The organism is Sphingomonas sp. FARSPH, assembly GCF_003355005.1.
Taxonomy (GTDB): Bacteria; Pseudomonadota; Alphaproteobacteria; order Sphingomonadales; family Sphingomonadaceae; genus Sphingomonas.
Genome location: NZ_CP029985.1, coordinates 1932716 through 1949755, shown reverse-complemented (window position 1 = coordinate 1949755; position 17040 = coordinate 1932716). Strand labels below are relative to the sequence as shown.

The following is a 17040-nucleotide window of genomic DNA, read 5'->3' as shown; positions in this document are numbered from 1 at the left end:
CGGCATAAAGCCGGGGGGAGATTCTCACATGACCAACCTTTCGCGCCTTGCGGGCGCCACGCTTCCGTTCACGTTCGCCGCGCTGTTCGCGGTTCAGGGCGCCGCTGCGCAAACGCAGGCCGCCGCCGGTCCGCACGCCAACGACGCGCCCGTTGCCGCGGCCGTACCGGCCGCCGATGCTCCGCAGCAGCAGGACGACAGCGACATCGTCGTTTCCGGCACCTACGCGCGCAGTCTCGCGGAGGCGACCGAGGTGAAGCGCCGCGCCGCTTATGGCGTCGATTCGATCGCGTCCACCGACATCGGCAAGTTCCCCGCGCAGAACGTCGCCGAGGCGCTGCAGGTCGTGCCCGGCGTCGCGATCACGCGCCCGCGCGGTGAGGGGCTGTACGTCTCCGTCCGCGGCCTCGGCCCGCAGTTCCAGAACACGCTCGTCAACGGCCGCTCGATCGCCCTCAACGACCTGATCGAAAATGGCGGCGCCAACGGCCGCCAGTTCCGCTTCGAGATGCTGCCCGCCGAATTCGTGTCGCGCATCGACGTGATCAAGACGCCGACCGCCGACATGACCGAGGGCGCGCTGGGCGGCAATATCGATGTCGACACCTTCCGCCCGCTCGATGTCGGCACGAAGACGACGCTCAATTCGCGCTACACGTTCACGACGCAGACGCATCGCGTCGAGCCCAATGCGACGCTGCTGACCAGCTGGAAATCGCCGGACGGCACTTTCGGCCTGCTCGCTACCGGGCAATATTGGGGCAAGGACGTCCGCAACGACCGATTCCTCAACTTCGGCTGGAACCTCGACAAGTTCACCTCCGCCGCCGCGGGCGGCCTGCCCGCCGGGCTCTACACGCCGACGCGCACGCGCCCGACGATCGAGACCGAACATCGCGAGCGGCTTTCGGGTCTCGTCTCGGCGGAATGGCAGCCGACGCCGGAACTGCGCACCACGCTCGACGTGCTCGCGACCCGGCTGGAGGTCGCCTATGACGAATTCGGCCTCGATATCTATCCGGACGACCCCAATACCTCGATCGTTCCGGGCAGCGCGGTCATCAAGGGCAACACCGTCGTCGCCGCGACGATCAACCGCGTCCGCTTCATGGCGTCGCGCGAATACAGCCTCAACCGCCACGACCTGCTCTCGATCGGCCTCAAGCAGACGTGGGATCGCGACGCCTGGCACGTGTCGGCGAACGGCAACTGGTCGTCGGCGCACAGCTATCACCCCAGCAACGCGGAGGGGACGGTGCGCAGCCGCGCCTTCTTCAACGCGCCGCTAACGTATGACGCGTCGGGCGGCTACAAGGTGCTGCCGCCCTTCACCACGCCGGTCGACGTCAACAACCCGGCCAATTATGCCGTCTATCCGTTCAACATCGCGCCCAAGAACAGCAAGGACTGGGACGCCTACGCCCGGCTCGACGTGGCCCACGATTTCGATGGCTTCCTCAGTAAGATCGCGATGGGTGGCGAATATCACTGGCGCAAGCGCGATTATTCGCGCCGCGACTATATCGTCAATTCGGCGAACGGCCAGCCGCTGACCAGCCTCGGCACGCCCGCCTACGAACAGCTGCCCTATGACGATTTCCTCTCGGGCGTGCCCGGAAACGCGCCGCGCAGCTTCATCGTCCCGGTTACCCAGACTTATTACAACGCCCTGTTCAACCAGACGATCGCCAACGCCCCGCTGACCGCGGGCGACCTGCGCTCGTCGTTCGTGACGACGGAGAAGGTCGCGGCAGGCTATATCCGCGCCGACTATCGGTTCGATGCGGGATCGGTGCCGGTGACGGGCAATATCGGCGTGCGCTTCGTCCACACCGACCAAGTCGCCAGCGGCACGCTGACCACCGGCGCGACGCCCACCGCGGTCAGCTATCCCAAGACGTTCAACGACTGGCTGCCCAGCTTCAACCTGCGCGCCGAACTGACGCCGACCCTCGTCGGCCGCCTCGCCGCCAGCCGCGTGCTGACCCGTCCCAACATCACCGACAGCGCGCCGCGCATCACCGTGTCGACCGACGCGCCGACCGCGAGTGGCGGCAACCCGCAGCTCAATCCGTTCCTCGCGACGCAGTTCGACGGCTCGCTGGAATGGTATTTCAACGCGCACGGCTCGCTGAGTGGCGCGGTCTTCTACAAGGCGCTGGACGATTACATCACCGCGCAGAACGTCAACATCGTCATCCCCAACCGGGGCACGGTGCTGCTCAGCACGCAGGTCAACGGCGGCAATGCCAAGGTCTATGGCGCGGAAGCGGCGTACAACCAGGTCTTCACTTTCCTGCCCAAGCCGTTCGACGGCCTCGGCTTCCAGGCGTCGTACACGCGCACCGCGGTGAACGCGCTCTACACCGCGGGCGCACGGCCGATCCGCGATCAGCTGCTCGGACTGTCGAAGCAGAGCTTCAACGTCGTCGGCTTCTACGATTACGGTCCCGTCTCGGCGCGCGTATCGTACGTGTGGCGCGACAAATATCTGTCGGGCACGGGCAGCACGACGCAGGCGCCGACCTACACCGACGCCTTCGGCTCGCTCGACGGCAGCCTGTCGCTGCGCGTCACGCCGAGGCTGACGTTCAGCCTCGAAGGCATCAACCTCGCCGGCGCGAAGCTCTACACGTACAATGACGATCCGATCCGCTTCGGCGAGATCAACTATTACGGCCGGACGATCCTGTTCGGCGCCCGGGCGGAGTTCTGATCATGCGGCGCTTCCTGCTTCCCGCCTTCGCGATGCTCGCCACCGTCAGCGCGGCCGGCGCGCTGGCGGGCAGTATGGAGGCGCCCCGCTCACTGCGGATGAACGACATCCAGGTCGTGGGGTCGCACAACAGTTTCAAGGCGCAAATCCCGCCTGCCGTCATGACGGCGCTGCGTGCGCGGGCGCCGCAGATGGCGGACGCGCTCGATTATTACCACCTGCCGCTTTCGCGGCAGCTCGACCACGGCGTCCGCCAGTTGGAGATCGACATCTTCGCCGATCCGAAGGGCGGCCGCTACGCCGACCCGAAGGGCGAGGCGCTGGTCCGCGCCGCGCACCAGACGAGCGCGTTCGACCGGGCGGCGATGCTGCGGCCGGGCTACAAGGTGTTCCACATTCCCGACGTCGATTACATCTCGACCTGCGTGACGCTGAAGCGGTGTCTGGGCGAGATCGACGCATGGTCGCGCGCGCATCCGCGCCACCTGCCGATCATGGTGACGATCAACGCCGCCGATACGCCGTCGGACCGGCCGGAGATCAGCCCTCCGCTGGGGCTGGACGACGCGGCCCTGCTCGACACGCTCGATGCCGAAATCCGCGCGGCTTTGCCGGGCCGCCGGCTGATCACGCCGGACGAGGTGCGCGGGTCCGCGCCGACGCTCGCCGATGCGATCCGCACGCGCGGCTGGCCCAGCCTCGATGCGGCGCGCGGGCGGGTTTACGTGCTGTTCGACGTTCGCCCCGCGGTGTCGGACGTCTATCGCGCCGGGCACCCGTCGCTGAAGGGACGCGCGATGTTCGGCTGGTATCCCGCCGGCGAGCCGGAGGCCGCGATCGAGATCGTGCAGGATCCGCTGGTGGACGGCGCGAAGATTCGCGACTGGGTGCGCCGGGGCCTGATCGTGCGCACCCGCACCGACGCCAATACCGTCGAGGCGCGCAGCGGTAACCGCGCCAAGGCGACCGCCGCGATGGAGAGCGGCGCACAGGCGGTCAGCACGGATTATTATCCCGGCGCCCCCGATCCGGCGAACCTGCATTTCGCCGTCACGCTGCCCGGCGGCGCGATGGCGCGGTGCAGCCCGGTGCGCGTGTCCGCCGGGTGCGCCTTGCGCCCCTGAATCGACACCGGCCCGCTTCCTCCCGGTTCGAACCGGGAGGAAGCGGGCCGGCATGCACCGCTCAAGCGGGAGCGGATCAGTATTTCTGCTGGCGCTCGTACAGCGACTTGTAATGCTGGATGCGCGTCACGCGCAGGCCGGGCATGCCCGACCGGTCGATCGCGCGCTGCCAGCCCGCGAATTCCTCGACCGTCAGGCCGTAACGCTCGCACACCTCGTCCACCGACAGCAGCCCGCCGTTGACCGCGGCGACCACTTCCGCCTTGCGGCGGACCACCCAGCGCGTCGTCGACGGCGGCGGCAGGCTGTCCAGCGTCAGCGACTCGCCGAGCGGGCCGATGACCTTGGCAGGACGGATTTTCTGGTTTTCGATCATTACTCAACCTCGACCGGGGCCAGCAGCCCTACGTTCAACATTCGATACGCTTCCCTAACGACGACGCTTGAAGATCACCTGAAGCGCCGCGGTAAACATCGCGTTCACCCCTCGCCCCACCGCATCAGCGCCGCCGCCATCGGGCCGTTGAACGCGCCGTCGAGCGGCTGAAGCAGCCGCCCGATGTCGCGCACCCGGCCGAATTGCGCCTGTGCCGCCGCGGTGGCGCTCGCATTCTGGCGCGCCGCGATTCCGATCATCAGCACGGCCAGGTCCCCCGGCAGCCGGGTGACCTCCGCATCCTTGTCGAAACCGGGAAAGCTCAGATCCAAAAGCGTTACGCCCATGCCGTCGTTCGGGAGCAGCGGCTTAGCCCAGGCAGGATGAAGGCTCCGTAAAGGCGCCGGCAACGGGTCGTGAACCATCGTGAACTTTGCGGGCGGGCGCGAAAGCGGCTATGGTGGGTGCATCATGGACGATGTGGATTTCCAGCTCTCCGGGCCGGCGACGGCGCGCCGGATCGTGGTCGCGATGTCGGGCGGCGTCGACAGTTCGGTGGTCGCGGCACTCGCCGCGCGCACCGGTGCGGAGACGATCGGCGTCACGCTGCAACTCTACGACCATGGCGAGGCGGTCGGCCGCGCGGGCGCGTGCTGCGCCGGCCGCGACATCCGCGACGCGCGCGCGGTGTGCGATCGCCTGGGCATTGCGCATTACGTCTTCGACCACGAAACCCGCTTCCGCGAGTCGGTGGTCGACCGGTTCGCTGACGAATATCTCGCCGGCCGCACGCCGATCCCCTGCGTCCAGTGCAATACGGGACCCAAGTTCACCGATCTGCTGCAGATGGCGCGCGATCTCGGCGCAGACTGCCTCGCCACCGGCCATTACGTCCGCCGCATGGCAGCGCCGAATGGCGCGGAACTCCACCGCGGCGCCGATCCCGCGCGCGACCAGAGCTATTTCCTGTTCGGCACAACGCAGGACCAGCTGGACTTCCTGCGCTTTCCGCTGGGGGCGCTGCCCAAGGCGCGGGTGCGCGAACTGGCCACGGAGATGGGCCTCGCGGTCGCAGGCAAGCCCGACAGCCAGGATATCTGCTTCGTCCCCGACGGCGATTATGCCGGCTTGGTCAAGAAGCTGCGCCCGGAGGCGGACACCGCGGGCGACATCGTCGATCTCGCCGGGCAGAAACTGGGCGAGCATCGCGGTATCATCCATTTCACCGTCGGCCAGCGCCGCGGGCTGGAGATCGGCGGCACCGCCGAACCGCTCTACGTCGTCAGGCTCGACGCGGCGGCGAAACGCGTCGTCGTCGGCCCACGCGCGGCGCTTGCGGTCGCGGCGGCGCGACTGACTGACCTCAACCGGCTCGGACCGCTAGACGGCCCGCTCAGCGCGAAGGTTCGCTCGATGGCGAAGCCGGTGCCGGCACGCATGGTTGGCAATCGCCTGGCGTTCGACGCACCCGAATATGGCGTGTCGCCGGGGCAGGCCGCGGTCCTGTACGCGGGCGACCGCGTGCTCGGCGGCGGCTGGATCGCAGAGACGGAGGCCGCGCTGGCGGCGGTGGCATGACCGTCTCGATCGCAGACCTGCAGGCGGAGATGGAGGCTGCCGCGGCCGCGCTCGATTTCACCCGCGCTGCCGAGCTGCGCGACCGGATCAGCCTGTTGCGCGCGGGCGGCGACGATGCCGATCCCGCCGGATTGATCCGGCAACGGCCGGGCGCCATGGGTCTGGGCACCAGCCGCCAGCAGGTGGAACCGCCCGAAGGTTGGATCAAACCAAAGAAGCCCGATCCGATGACCAAGGGCCGCAAAAGGTAGCGCGCAAAAGGTAGCGTCAGGGCAGTAGGAACGTGCCCTCGATCACCGTGACGCAGGCGCCGCCCAGCACCGTCCGGTCGCCCGCGATCCGACACGTCAGCCGCCCGCCGCGCGCGCTCGCCTGGAACGCGGTGAACGCGTCGCGGCCCAGCGTCTCCGCCCAATAGGGCGCGATCACCGCGTGCGCCGATCCGGTCACCGGATCCTCGTCGATCCCGAACGCCGGCACGAACACGCGGCTGACCACGTCCGCCGTCTCTCCCCGCGCGGTGACGATCGCCTGGTGCTCGCCCGTTGCGGCGAGCGCGCGAAAATCGGGCGCGACCGCGCGCACCGCGGCTTCCGACTCGAGCACGACGACGGCATAGCCGCCGTCACGCCACAGCGTGTCGACCACGTCCTCGACACCCAACGCCGCGACCACGTCCGCCAGCGGCTTGGGTTCGGGCCGCCACGCGGGCAGCGCGAGCACATAGCCCGTGCCCTCACGCATCACGGTGAGCACGCCCGCCTGCCGCGTCGCGAAGCGTACGGCATCGCGCGGCTCGCCGGACGACAAAACGAAATGCCCGCTCGCCAGCGTCGCGTGACCGCACAGGCGGACCTCGGCCGTGGGCGTGAACCAGCGCAATTCGAAATCGGCATCGTTACCGGATGCGGGGACGAGAAAAGCGGTTTCGGACAGGTTGTTCTCCGCCGCGATCGCCTGCAGCAGCGCATCGTCTGGCCAGGCCGACAACGGCATCACCGCCGCCGGATTGCCCGAAAAGGGCGCGTCGGCGAAGGCATCGATCTGGCTGAACGGTATCCGCATCTCAATACCCCACGCGCTTGCCGAACCAGTGCGGCGTCACGTCCGCCTCGACCAGCGGATTGTCGGTGTCGACATGGCCTTCGGGATCGAGGTGGATCAACACCTCCACTTTCGGGAAGGCGCTGCGCAGGCTGCGCTCCACCGTCTCGACGATGTCGTGCGCCGCGCCGACCGTGAGGTTGCGGTCGACCTCCATGTGGAATTGCGCGAAATCGTGGCTGCCCGACCGGCGGGTTCGGAAATCGTGGATACCCTTCAACCCGGGCTGGCGCGCGGCGACGTCGAGGAAGGCGGCGCGCTGATCCTCGGGCCATTCCTTGTCCATCAGCTGATCGATCGCGGTCGACGACGCCTGGAACGCGCCCCAGGCGAGCCACAGCGCGATGGCGATGCCGAACAGCGGATCGGCCTTGTGGAAGCCCAGATACTGGTCGACGATCAGCGCGACCATCACCGATCCGTTGAGCAGCACGTCCGACTGATAGTGGACGTTGTCGGCCATGATCGCGACCGACCCGGTCTGGCGGATGATCCGGCGCTGGTACCAGAGCAGCACCATCGTCGCGAGGATCGCGACGATCGACACGCCGATGCCGAATTCGGCATCGCCCGTCGCGGTGTCGCTGCCCAGCGCATCGATCGCGCGCCACGCGATGCCGCCGGCGGATGCGGTGATCAGCGCGACCTGGAACAATGCGGCCAGCGCCTCCGCCTTGCCATGGCCGAAGCGGTGGTCGTGATCCGCCGGTGTCGCGGCCAGGCGCACGCCGTACAGCGTCACCAGGCTGGCGAGCAGGTCGAGCGCGGTGTCGGCAAGGCTGCCGAGCATCGCGATCGATCCGGTCTGCCAGGCGGCATAGCTTTTCAGCGCGAGCAGGAAACACGCCATGGCGACGCTGGCGAGCGCGGCGCGCGTCGCGAGCGGGATGATCCGGCGGCGTTCGTCCTGCGTCATGGGAACAGCAATCCTTCGGTCCAGGCGCCCGCACCGTCGCGCGTGAACAGTCGCCGCTCGTGCAGACGATGCGCGCGGTCCTGCCAGAATTCGATCCGCACCGGCGCCACGCGATATCCGCCCCAGTACGGCGGGCGGGGCACGTCCTGCCCCTCGAACCGCGCCTGCATCGCGGCAAACCGCGCCTCAAACGTCGCGCGGGCATCGAGGGGTCGCGACTGGTCCGACGCCCATGCGCCGAGCCGCGAGTCGCGCCCCCGCGTAGCGAAATAGGCGTCCGATTCGGCATCGCTCGCCTGCGTCACCGCGCCCTCGATCCGCACCTGCCGACGCAGCGATTTCCAGTGGAAGAGCAGCGACGCCCTGGGCACCGCCGCAAGGTCGTGCGCCTTGCGACTCTCGCGGTTGGTGTAGAAGACGAAGCCGTCCGGCCCATGCCCCTTGAGCAGCACCATGCGCACCGACGGCTGCCCGGCGGCATCGACCGTGGCGAGCGCCATGGCGTTGGGGTCGTTGGGTTCGCCCGCCTCGGCCGCTTTCAGCCAGGCGTCGAACAGCGCGAAGGGATCGTCGACCATGCCCCGCGCCCTAGCCCAAAAGCGACGCGCTGTCACAGGTCGATCCAACCGCGCGGGAACCGGGCTTTCGCCGGCGGATTGAATCGCTTCCGCAACGTCAAGGCCCCGACCGATGCCCGCACGCGCTTATTGGCAAGGCCAGATCCGCCTCGCCCTCGTCTCGATCCCGGTCGAGATCTATGCCGCGACGAGGAGCGGCGCATCCGTATCCTTCAAGCAGATTCACGAGCCGAGCGGCAAGCCGATCCATTATGAAAAGGTCGTCACCGGCCTAGGCCCCGTCGATACCGACGAGATCATGAAAGGGTATGAGGTATCGAAGGGCGAGTTCGTGCTGCTGGAGCAGGACGAGATCGATGCCATGAAGCTCGAATCGAAAAAGACGCTGGAACTGACGCAGTTCGTCGATGCGAGCGAGATCGACGTCATCTATTACGAAAAACCCTATTTCGTCGTCCCCGCCGACGATCTGGCCGAAGAGGCGTTCATCGTGCTGCGCGAGGCGTTGAAGCGATCGAAGAAGGTGGGGCTGGGCCAGCTCGCGCTCAGGGGCCGCGAATATGTCGTCAGCCTGAAGCCGTGCGGGCGCGGCATGGTGCTCGAAACCCTGCGCTACGCCGACGAGGTCAACAAGGCGCAAAGCTATTTCCGCGAAATCCCGGATGCGAAGCCCGATCCCGATCTGCTCGATCTCGCGCAGGCGCTGATCGACAAGAAGACGGGCGCGTTCGCGCCGCAGGAATTCCACGACCGCTACGTCGATGCGCTGAAGGACCTGATCGAGCGCAAGCGCAAGGCGAAGGGGCGCAAGATCATCGAGGACGACGATGAGGGCGCCGCCAAGTCGGGCAACAACGTCGTCGATCTGATGGCGGCGCTCAAGAAATCGATGGAGGGCGGGAAAACAGAAGCGCCGACGAAGAAGACACCGGCCCGCAAGCCGGCTGCGAAGGCTCCGGCGACAAAGCCGACGAAAAAGCGTGCGTAACCGCTCCCCCCTTCGTCATCCCGGCGCACGCCGGGACCCACGGACACGGAACGTCGGCGGCGTCAACGCTCCGGGCGACATGGGTCCCGGCGTGCGCGGATATGACGAGCGGGTGTGGAGAGTAACCTAATGACCGACGCCCTTTCCGCCTATAACGCCAAGCGCGACTTTGCGAAGACCGCCGAGCCTGCCGGCATGCCCGAACCCGGCCATGGCAACAGCTTTGTCGTTCAGAAGCATGACGCCACGCGCCTCCACTGGGATTTCCGGTTGGAGATCGACGGCGTACTGAAAAGCTGGGCGGTGACGCGCGGCCCCAGCCTCGACCCAGACGAGAAAAGGCTGGCGGTGCGGACGGAGGATCACCCCCTGTCCTATGCGTCGTTCGAGGGGACGATCCCGGCCGGCGAATATGGCGGCGGCACGGTGATGCTGTGGGACCGCGGCACCTGGGCGCCCGTCGCGGGCAAATCCGCCGCCGATCTCGACAAGGGGCATCTGCATTTCGTGCTCGAGGGCGAACGGATGAAGGGCGAATGGCTGCTCATCCGCCTGAAGCCGCGCGGCAAGGAGCGCCGCGAGAACTGGCTGCTGCGCAAGATCGACGACGGCTTCGCCGGCGGCACCGACGTGCTGACCGAAGAGGCGCTGACCAGCGTGTCGACCGGCCGGACGATGCAGGAGATCGCCGATGGCGTGCGCCCCAGGCGCATTCGCGACAAGACGGCATCCCGACCGCAGAAGAACTCCCCCGAACCGGCGGCCAACCCGTCCGGACCCGGGGGGACGTCGCCCGCCTTCATCGAACCGCAATTGTGCACGCTCGTCGATGCCGTCCCGCCCGGCGCGGGCTGGCTGCACGAGGTGAAATACGACGGCTATCGCGCCCTCGTCGCGGTGGCGGACGGGCGTGCGAGGATCTTCACGCGCAGCGGCCTCGACTGGACCGCCAAGTTCGCCGGCATCGCCGACGCGGCCGCCGCCATCCCCGGCACCGCGCTGATCGATGGCGAGATCGTCGCCTTCAAGGACGGACGCCCCGATTTCGCGACGCTCAAAGACGCGATCGCGAGCGGGGGCGACATGACGCTGTTTGCCTTCGACCTTATCGAAGCGGAGGGCGAGGATTTGCGCGACCTTCCCACCATCGCGCGCAAAGAACGGCTGCGTGCCCTGTTGCCGACGAACGATCGCCTGCACTTCGCCGAGCATGTGTTGGGACCGGGCGAGCCGCTGTTCGCGGCGATGTGCCGCGAAGGGTTAGAGGGCGTCGTCTCGAAACGCGCCGACGCGCCCTATCGATCGGGCCGTACGCGCGCCTGGCTGAAGGCGAAATGCATCCGGCGGCAGGAATTCGTCATCGTCGGCTGGCTCGCGTCCGACAAAAAGCGCGGCTTCAAATCGCTGCTGCTCGGCGTGTACGAGGGCGGGCGGCTGCGCTATGCGGGCAAGGTCGGGACCGGGTTCGACGCCAGGCTGATGGACGAGATCGCAGCGAAACTCGCCCGCCTGTCCCGCAAGACGCCCACGGTGGAAGCGCCGCGCGCGATGGTCCGCGGCGCGCATTGGGTGACGCCGTCACTGGTCGCGGAGATCGCCTTTACCGAAGTGACGCCCGATGGCCTGCTGCGCCATCCAAGCTTCATCGGTCTGCGCGGGGACAAGCCCGCGGCGGAGGTGGTGGTCGAAACGCCCGAACCGACGCCCGCGCCCCCCGCCGTCGCGGTGAAGGTGTCGAGCCGCGACCGGGTCATTTTTCCCGACAGCCAAGTCACCAAGGGCGAGCTCGCCGATTATTATGCCGCGCTGGCGCCCGTCATGCTGCCGTGGACGGGGCGGCGGCCGGTCAGCCTGGTCCGCTGCCCGCAGGGGCGCGCCAAGGCGTGCTTTTTCCAGAAGCACGACGCGGGCAGCTTCGGCGAGCATGTCCATCACGTCGACATCACCGAGAAGGACGGCAGCACGCAGCCCTATCTATGGGTCGACAGCGCCGACGGGCTCGTCGCCTGCGTGCAGATGGGAACGATCGAATTCCATGGTTGGGGATCGACGATCGATGCGCTGGAGCGGCCCGATCGCCTGATCTTCGATCTCGATCCGGACGAAGCGCTGGGCTTTGCCGATACGAAGAAGGCGGCGCAGTTCATCGCCGACCAGCTGGCCGAGATCGGCCTTGCCAGCTTTCCGCTGCTGTCGGGTGGCAAGGGCGTGCATGTCGTCGTGCCGCTGACCCCGCAGGCCGAATGGCCGGTGGTGCGCGATTTCGCCGAACGCTTCGCCAAGGCGCTCGCCGCCGCCGACCCCGACCGCTTCGTCGCGGTGATGACGAAGGCGAAGCGCAAAGGGCGCATCTTCCTCGATTACCTGCGCAACCAGCGCGGCAGCACCGCGATCATGCCCTATTCGGCGCGCGCCCGCGCGGGTGCGCCCGTTGCGGTGCCGGTGTCGTGGAGCGAGCTGCGCGACATCGATACGGTGGCGCGCTGGTCGGTGACGGATCGCGACGAACTGCTGGCGAGGGCGACGTCGCGCGCGCTGCAAGGCTGGGGCGTCGCGGACCAAGTGTTGCCGAACCTGTGACGGCCGGAGGATAGCCCCCGCACATCTTCCCCGGCGAAGGCCGGGGAAGATGTGCGGACGCAAACCTACTCTTTCGTCACCGCGTTAGTGTTGCCGACCGCGTCGTCGGTGTCCTTGTCGCCAGTGCCCGGATAGTCGATGTCCGACTGGCCGCCATGCTCCAAGAAACCGCCGCCGACATCGCCGCCGCCCTTGCCCGTATGCGTATTGGGATAGGCGCCGCCGTCGCTCTCGCCGCCGCCGGCGACCTTGCCCGGCGCGTCGCCGACACCGTCGTGCGCGCCGCCATGATCGCGGTCATGATCCTTGTCCATCGCCTGCGTCGGTTGCGTGTCGCCCATCGTCCGTCTCCTCTTCGCGCCTCAACGAACGCGGAGTCGATTGCGTTGCGCCGTACCCTCCCCCACATAGGCGCGTAATACACCAACGGGGACCCAATGGCCGATCCTTACAAGACCCTGGGCGTTGCGCGCGACGCGACCGAGGCGGACATCAAGAAGGCTTATCGGAAGCTGGCGAAAGAGCTGCATCCGGATCGGAACACGGACAATCCCAAGGCCGCCGAACGGTTCAGCCAGGTGACGTCGGCGTACGATCTGCTCACCGACAAGGACAAGCGCGCGCGGTTCGACCGCGGCGAGATCGACGGCGACGGCAACCCCGCCTCGCCCTTCGGTTTTGGCGGCGGCCGTCCCGGTGGCAGCGGCGGCCCCTATACCCGCACCGGTCCTGGCGGCGGCTTCAGCAGCGCCGGGTTCGAATTCGGCGGCGACAATGCCGACATGGGCGACATCTTCGAAGGCCTGTTCGGCGGCGGCGGCGCGCGCGGCGGCGGCTTTGCCAGCGGGTTCGGCCGGCGGCCGCAGCCCAAGGGCGCGAACATCGCCTATGCGCTGCGCGTCCCCTTCACCGACGCTGCGACGCTGAGCCCGCAGCGGGTGACGCTGGGCGATGGCAAGACGATCGACCTGAAACTGCCCGCGGGCGTCGAGGACGGCACGCAGATGCGCCTGGGCGGCAAGGGCGAACAGGGGCCCGGCGGTGCGGGTGACGCGATCGTGACGATCGAGGTACAACCACACCGCTTCTTCACGCGCGATGGCGACGACGTGCGCCTCGACCTGCCGCTGACGCTGCGCGAGGCGGTGCTGGGCGGGCAGGTGCGCGTGCCCACCGTCGACAAGGCGGTGATGCTGACCGTGCCGAAGGGCACCACGTCGGGCAAGACGCTGCGCCTCAAGGGCAAGGGCTTCCATCGGAAGGACGGGACGCGCGGCGACCAGCTCGTCACGCTGATCATCGACGTGCCGGCGGGTGATGCCGCGCTGCAACAGTTCGTCGAAGGATGGGACGACCCGCGGAACCCACGGGCGACGATGGGCGTCTGACGCGGTGACGTGACCGAAACGACCGCCTACACCCCCGAAGACCGCGCGCATCAGCTTCGGGGCGCACGGCATCGTCTCGCCAGGCTGCGGCCGCCGGCCGCCGCGTGGGAGGTGACCAAGCGGGCCGCGATCGGCGTATTCAACGATGGCTTCATCTACGCCGGCAACCTTGCCTATCTCGCGCTGATGACGGTGTTTCCGTTTTTCATCACTGCCGCCGCGGTGCTGTCGTTGCTCGGCCAGAGCACGGAGACGCAGCGCGCCGTCGCCTCGTTCCTCCACGTCCTGCCTCCCAACGTCGCCGATATTTTGCGCAAGCCGATCGCCGACGTGCTGCAGGCGCGCACGGGGTCGCTGCTGTGGCTGGGCGGGCTGGTCGGTCTGTGGACCGTCGGCGGCTTCATCGAGACGATCCGCGACATGTTCCACCGCGCCTATGGCACGAAGGCGAGCGTACCGTTCTGGAAATCGCGTCTTTCCTCGTCGGGCGTCATCATCCTGTCGGTGGTAATCGCGCTGATGAGCTTTCTGGTTCAAGGTATCCTGACCGCCGCCGAGCAATTCATCTATCGCCTCCTGCCCTTCGCGAGGGACGCCGCCGCCTGGGTAGGTCTGTCGCGGGTCATTCCCGGCGTCGTGATGTTCGGCGCGCTCTACCTGCTGTTCTATTCGGTCACGCCCGGCAAATATCGGTACACCAACTGCCCGAAATGGCCGGGTGCCCTGTTCACCGCCGCCTGGTGGGTGACGATGACCGCGCTGCTGCCGATCGTGCTCAGCCGTCTCGGCGGGTACGACCTGACCTACGGCAGTCTTGCCGGCGTCGTTGTCATGCTGCTGTTCTTCTACCTGATCGGCCTTGGCCTCGTCTTCGGCGCACATCTGAACGCGGCACTGGCGGAACCCCCCGAACCGGGTCTAGAGGAGGGCGCGACGCAAAAGGTGGAGGCACAGGCGGCGTGACGACGGGGTTGATGGCGGGCAAGCGCGGGCTGATCATGGGTCTGGCGAACGACAAATCGCTGGCCTGGGGGATCGCCAAGCAATTGTCCGAGGCGGGCGCGGAACTCGCCTTTTCCTATCAGGGCGCGGCGATGGAAAAGCGCGTACGCCCGCTCGCCGAGCAATTGGGCGTCGCGCGCCTGTTCGACTGCGATGTCGCCGACATGGCGGCGCTCGATGCGACGTTCGACGCGCTCAAGGCGGAATGGCCGACGATCGATTTCGTCGTCCATGCGATCGGCTTTTCCGACAAGTCGCAGCTGCGTGGGCGCTATTACGACACGACGCTCGACAATTTCCTGATGACGATGAACGTCTCCGCCTATTCGCTTGTCGCCGTCGCGCAGCGCGCGCGGGCGATGATGCCGAACGGCGGCGCGATCCTGACGCTGACCTATTATGGCGCGGAAAAGGTGATCCCGCACTACAATGTGATGGGCGTCGCCAAGGCTGCGCTGGAGACGAGCGTCAAGTATCTCGCCGTCGACCTCGGGCCGGAAAATATTCGCATCAACGCCATCTCCGCGGGCCCGATCCAGACGCTGGCGGCGCGCGGCATCGGCGACTTCAACTACATCCTGAAGTGGAACGAGCTGAACGCACCGCTGCGCCGCACCGTGACGATCGAGGATGTCGGCGGTGCCGGCCTCTACATGCTTTCCGACCTGTCGTCGGGCGTGACGGGCGAAATCCACCATGTCGACGCCGGATACAACGTCATCGGCATGAAGGCGGAGGACGCGCCGGACATCGCGCTGGCGTAACGGATCGACGCGATGACGCTGTCCGCGGCCCTTGCCCTTCTCGCCATGTTGGCGGGCTATTACGCGTGGCAGCGCAGCCGATACGATCGCGTCGCGGTGCCGGCGCGCGAGGCGCATGCCCGGGCGATCGGCGACGCGCTGGTCCTGGCGCTGATCGTCGCGGGCGTGTGGATCGGCGGCTGGCTCGCGCCCGCCTGGGGCTGGATCGCCGCGGCTGGCAGTGCGGGCGCGTCGATCGGCGTCCTCATCGCCTTGTTGCTTGCCGGGCCGCTGCGGCGGGCGCTACTGCGCGCCTTCCGCATCGATCCGGGGGCACAATTGTGAGCGTCAACAGCTTCGGGCATCTTTTCCGCTTCACCACCTGGGGCGAGAGCCACGGGCCCGCGATCGGCGCGGTGGTGGACGGGTGCCCGCCGGGCATCGCCCTTGCCGAAGCCGATATCCAGCCGTGGCTCGACAAACGCCGCCCGGGCACCAGCCGCTTCACGACGCAGCGGCGCGAGCCCGATCAGGTGCGCATCCTGTCGGGCGTGTTCGACGGCCGCACGACGGGAACGCCGATCAGCCTGATGATCGAGAACGTCGACCAACGGTCGAAGGATTATTCGGAGGTCGCCAAGGCCTATCGCCCCGGTCATGCCGATTATGCCTATGACGCCAAATACGGTTTTCGCGACTATCGCGGCGGCGGCCGGTCGTCGGCGCGCGAGACGGCGAGCCGCGTCGCGGCGGGCGCCGTCGCGCGGCTGGTGGTGCCGGGGGTCCGCATCCGTGCCTGGGTCGAGGCGATCGGTGGCGACGGCATCGATTATGCCGCCTTCGACGATGCCGAGATCGACGCAAATCCCTTCTTCTGCCCCGATCCTGCCGCCGCGGCGCGATGGGAAGGTATCGTCGATGCCGCGCGCAAGGCGGGATCGTCGGTGGGCGCGGTCGTCGCGTGCGAGGCAACCGGTGTTCCCGCCGGCTGGGGTGCGCCGCTTTACGCCAAGCTGGACAGCGCGCTCGCCGCGGCGTGCATGAGCATCAATGCGGTAAAGGGATTCGAGATCGGCGACGGCTTCGCTGCCGCGGCGCTGACCGGCGAGCAGAATGCCGATCCGATGCGCGCAGGCGACGACGGCCCGCGCTTCCTCGCCAACCACGCCGGCGGGATCGCGGGCGGCATCGCCACCGGCCAGCCGGTGACGATGCGCGTCGCGTTCAAGCCGACCAGTTCGATCCTGACCCCCGTCGACACGATCTCGCCGACCGGCGAGGAGACGCAGATCGCGACGAGGGGACGTCACGATCCTTGCGTCGGCATCCGCGGCGTGCCCGTCGTCGAGGCGATGGTCGCGCTTGTTCTAGCCGACCAGGCGTTGCTTCATCGGGGCCAATGCGGCTGACGGCCGGAACGCTCTTCTGCCCGATCCGTTGAAGGCGGACAGATTTTTGCAGGAGAGAACAATGCGTAAGGTCCTTCCGATCATGGCGGCTGCCATGCTGATCACCCCGGCGGCGTTCGCCCAGACCACGACTGGCGGCTCGACCATGGGCGGCTCCGCATCCGGCTCGGTGGACGCCAGCGGCCAGACGACCACGTCGCCGACCGACCAGACCACGACGTCGGGTACCATGTCGACCCAATCGAAAAGCAAGGCAAGCAAGCGCGGTCGCAGCAGCCGTTCGGGTACCAGCAGCAGCACGACAGGCGTTGATACGTCGACCGGAACGTCGACGTCGGGCAGCCTGGGCGGCACGACCGATACGATGGGTGGCACGACCGGCACTGGGACGGGCACCGCGACCGGCACCATGGGTGGCGGGACCACGGGAACGATGGGCGGAACCTCGACCACCGGCACCGTCGGCGGCACCGCAGGAACCACCACGGGTACCCCGACGCCGCAATAACCCGCCAAGGTTGTGAGAAAGGCCGGCTGG

The 17040-nt window shown here is 67.7% G+C and carries 18 protein-coding genes; 12 read left to right on the top strand and 6 right to left on the bottom strand.

Annotated features, from left to right (window positions below; translation table 11 throughout):
* Positions 1-28: 28 nt before the first annotated feature.
* Complete coding sequence (locus tag DM480_RS09355; protein WP_115378582.1) at positions 29-2716, top strand: TonB-dependent receptor; 2688 nt, start codon at positions 29-31, stop codon at positions 2714-2716.
* 2 nt (positions 2717-2718) lie between these two features.
* A complete protein-coding gene (locus DM480_RS09350) occupies positions 2719-3840 on the top strand; it encodes a Ca2+-dependent phosphoinositide-specific phospholipase C (RefSeq protein ID WP_115378581.1) in 1122 nt (373 codons plus the stop codon).
* Between the two features lie 76 nt (positions 3841-3916).
* On the opposite strand, the gene sciP is transcribed toward DM480_RS09350, so the two are convergent.
* Complete coding sequence (gene sciP / locus DM480_RS09345; RefSeq protein WP_115378580.1) at positions 3917-4216, bottom strand: CtrA inhibitor SciP; 300 nt, start codon at positions 4214-4216, stop codon at positions 3917-3919.
* Positions 4217-4320: 104 nt separating this feature from the next.
* Positions 4321-4563, bottom strand: coding sequence for a hypothetical protein (locus DM480_RS09340; protein WP_232833936.1), 243 nt, complete (start codon positions 4561-4563; stop codon positions 4321-4323).
* A 124-nt stretch (positions 4564-4687) separates the two neighbouring features.
* On the opposite strand from DM480_RS09340, the gene mnmA reads away from it, so the two are divergent.
* Together mnmA and DM480_RS09330 are read left to right on the top strand one after the other, a co-directional pair.
* Positions 4688-5794 (top strand): tRNA 2-thiouridine(34) synthase MnmA, encoded by a 1107-nt coding sequence (mnmA, locus tag DM480_RS09335; protein ID WP_115378579.1) that lies wholly within the window; start codon positions 4688-4690, stop codon positions 5792-5794.
* The gene (locus DM480_RS09330) at positions 5791-6045 is read left to right on the top strand and encodes a UvrB/UvrC motif-containing protein (RefSeq protein ID WP_115378578.1); all 255 of its coding nucleotides are present in this window, start codon (positions 5791-5793) and stop codon (positions 6043-6045) included. The genes mnmA and DM480_RS09330 overlap by 4 nt, the downstream gene beginning before the upstream one ends.
* Positions 6046-6061: 16 nt before the next feature.
* Here DM480_RS09330 and DM480_RS09325 read toward each other — a convergent pair whose 3' ends face one another.
* Genes DM480_RS09325 through pdxH form a run of 3 tightly spaced genes read right to left on the bottom strand, consistent with a single transcriptional unit; the run spans position 6062 to position 8392 of the window.
* Positions 6062-6859 (bottom strand): PhzF family phenazine biosynthesis protein, encoded by a 798-nt coding sequence (locus DM480_RS09325; protein ID WP_115378577.1) that lies wholly within the window; start codon positions 6857-6859, stop codon positions 6062-6064.
* 1 nt (position 6860) lies between these two features.
* Positions 6861-7814: a cation diffusion facilitator family transporter gene (locus DM480_RS09320; protein WP_115378576.1), complete on the bottom strand. Its 954-nt coding sequence runs from the start codon at positions 7812-7814 to the stop codon at positions 6861-6863.
* Positions 7811-8392 carry a pyridoxamine 5'-phosphate oxidase gene (gene pdxH / locus DM480_RS09315; protein ID WP_115378575.1) on the bottom strand — a complete coding sequence of 194 codons (582 nt, stop codon included), beginning with the start codon at positions 8390-8392 and terminating at the stop codon, positions 7811-7813. The genes DM480_RS09320 and pdxH overlap by 4 nt, the downstream gene beginning before the upstream one ends.
* A gap of 112 nt (positions 8393-8504) precedes the next feature.
* Between pdxH and ku the strand changes: the two genes are divergently transcribed.
* Both ku and ligD read left to right on the top strand, forming a co-directional pair.
* On the top strand, positions 8505-9380 hold the full coding sequence (gene ku / locus DM480_RS09310) for a non-homologous end joining protein Ku (protein ID WP_115378574.1): 876 nt from the start codon (positions 8505-8507) through the stop codon (positions 9378-9380).
* Positions 9381-9509: 129 nt separating this feature from the next.
* Entirely contained in the window at positions 9510-11960 is a 2451-nt protein-coding gene (gene ligD, locus DM480_RS09305) for a DNA ligase D (RefSeq protein WP_115378573.1), read from the top strand.
* 65 nt (positions 11961-12025) lie between these two features.
* Here ligD and DM480_RS09300 read toward each other — a convergent pair whose 3' ends face one another.
* Positions 12026-12301, bottom strand: a complete 276-nt coding sequence (locus DM480_RS09300) for a hypothetical protein (protein ID WP_115378572.1) — start codon at positions 12299-12301, stop codon at positions 12026-12028.
* A 96-nt stretch (positions 12302-12397) separates the two neighbouring features.
* Between DM480_RS09300 and DM480_RS09295 the strand changes: the two genes are divergently transcribed.
* The 6 genes from DM480_RS09295 (at position 12398) to DM480_RS09270 (ending at position 17010) form a co-directional block, all read left to right on the top strand.
* Entirely contained in the window at positions 12398-13348 is a 951-nt protein-coding gene (locus DM480_RS09295; protein ID WP_115378571.1) for a DnaJ C-terminal domain-containing protein, read from the top strand.
* A 9-nt stretch (positions 13349-13357) separates the two neighbouring features.
* Positions 13358-14311, top strand: a complete 954-nt coding sequence (locus DM480_RS09290; protein WP_115378570.1) for a YihY/virulence factor BrkB family protein — start codon at positions 13358-13360, stop codon at positions 14309-14311.
* Positions 14312-14322: 11 nt separating this feature from the next.
* Positions 14323-15114, top strand: coding sequence for an enoyl-ACP reductase FabI (fabI, locus tag DM480_RS09285; protein WP_115378569.1), 792 nt, complete (start codon positions 14323-14325; stop codon positions 15112-15114).
* A gap of 12 nt (positions 15115-15126) precedes the next feature.
* The gene (locus DM480_RS09280) at positions 15127-15438 is read left to right on the top strand and encodes a hypothetical protein (RefSeq protein ID WP_115378568.1); all 312 of its coding nucleotides are present in this window, start codon (positions 15127-15129) and stop codon (positions 15436-15438) included.
* Positions 15435-16502, top strand: coding sequence for a chorismate synthase (gene aroC, locus DM480_RS09275; RefSeq protein WP_115378567.1), 1068 nt, complete (start codon positions 15435-15437; stop codon positions 16500-16502). Before DM480_RS09280 ends, aroC begins: the two co-directional genes overlap by 4 nt.
* Positions 16503-16563: 61 nt before the next feature.
* Positions 16564-17010, top strand: a complete 447-nt coding sequence (locus DM480_RS09270) for a hypothetical protein (protein WP_115378566.1) — start codon at positions 16564-16566, stop codon at positions 17008-17010.
* The last annotated feature ends 30 nt before the right edge of the window (positions 17011-17040 follow it).

Bases quoted from the DNA above. Each gene is read 5' to 3' on its own strand.
- DM480_RS09320 (WP_115378576.1), bottom strand. From the start codon at position 7,814: ATGACGCAGGACGAACGCCGCCGGATCATCCCGCTCGCGACGCGCGCC.
- DM480_RS09280 (WP_115378568.1), top strand. From the start codon at position 15,127: ATGACGCTGTCCGCGGCCCTTGCCCTTCTCGCCATGTTGGCGGGCTAT.
- mnmA (WP_115378579.1), top strand. From the start codon at position 4,688: ATGGACGATGTGGATTTCCAGCTCTCCGGGCCGGCGACGGCGCGCCGG.
- DM480_RS09300 (WP_115378572.1), bottom strand. From the start codon at position 12,301: ATGGGCGACACGCAACCGACGCAGGCGATGGACAAGGATCATGACCGC.
- DM480_RS09350 (WP_115378581.1), top strand. From the start codon at position 2,719: ATGCGGCGCTTCCTGCTTCCCGCCTTCGCGATGCTCGCCACCGTCAGC.
- DM480_RS09355 (WP_115378582.1), top strand. From the start codon at position 29: ATGACCAACCTTTCGCGCCTTGCGGGCGCCACGCTTCCGTTCACGTTC.
- ligD (WP_115378573.1), top strand. From the start codon at position 9,510: ATGACCGACGCCCTTTCCGCCTATAACGCCAAGCGCGACTTTGCGAAG.
- pdxH (WP_115378575.1), bottom strand. From the start codon at position 8,392: ATGGTCGACGATCCCTTCGCGCTGTTCGACGCCTGGCTGAAAGCGGCC.
- fabI (WP_115378569.1), top strand. From the start codon at position 14,323: ATGGCGGGCAAGCGCGGGCTGATCATGGGTCTGGCGAACGACAAATCG.
- DM480_RS09325 (WP_115378577.1), bottom strand. From the start codon at position 6,859: ATGCGGATACCGTTCAGCCAGATCGATGCCTTCGCCGACGCGCCCTTT.
- DM480_RS09330 (WP_115378578.1), top strand. From the start codon at position 5,791: ATGACCGTCTCGATCGCAGACCTGCAGGCGGAGATGGAGGCTGCCGCG.
- DM480_RS09340 (WP_232833936.1), bottom strand. From the start codon at position 4,563: ATGGGCGTAACGCTTTTGGATCTGAGCTTTCCCGGTTTCGACAAGGAT.
- ku (WP_115378574.1), top strand. From the start codon at position 8,505: ATGCCCGCACGCGCTTATTGGCAAGGCCAGATCCGCCTCGCCCTCGTC.
- sciP (WP_115378580.1), bottom strand. From the start codon at position 4,216: ATGATCGAAAACCAGAAAATCCGTCCTGCCAAGGTCATCGGCCCGCTC.
- DM480_RS09270 (WP_115378566.1), top strand. From the start codon at position 16,564: ATGCGTAAGGTCCTTCCGATCATGGCGGCTGCCATGCTGATCACCCCG.
- DM480_RS09295 (WP_115378571.1), top strand. From the start codon at position 12,398: ATGGCCGATCCTTACAAGACCCTGGGCGTTGCGCGCGACGCGACCGAG.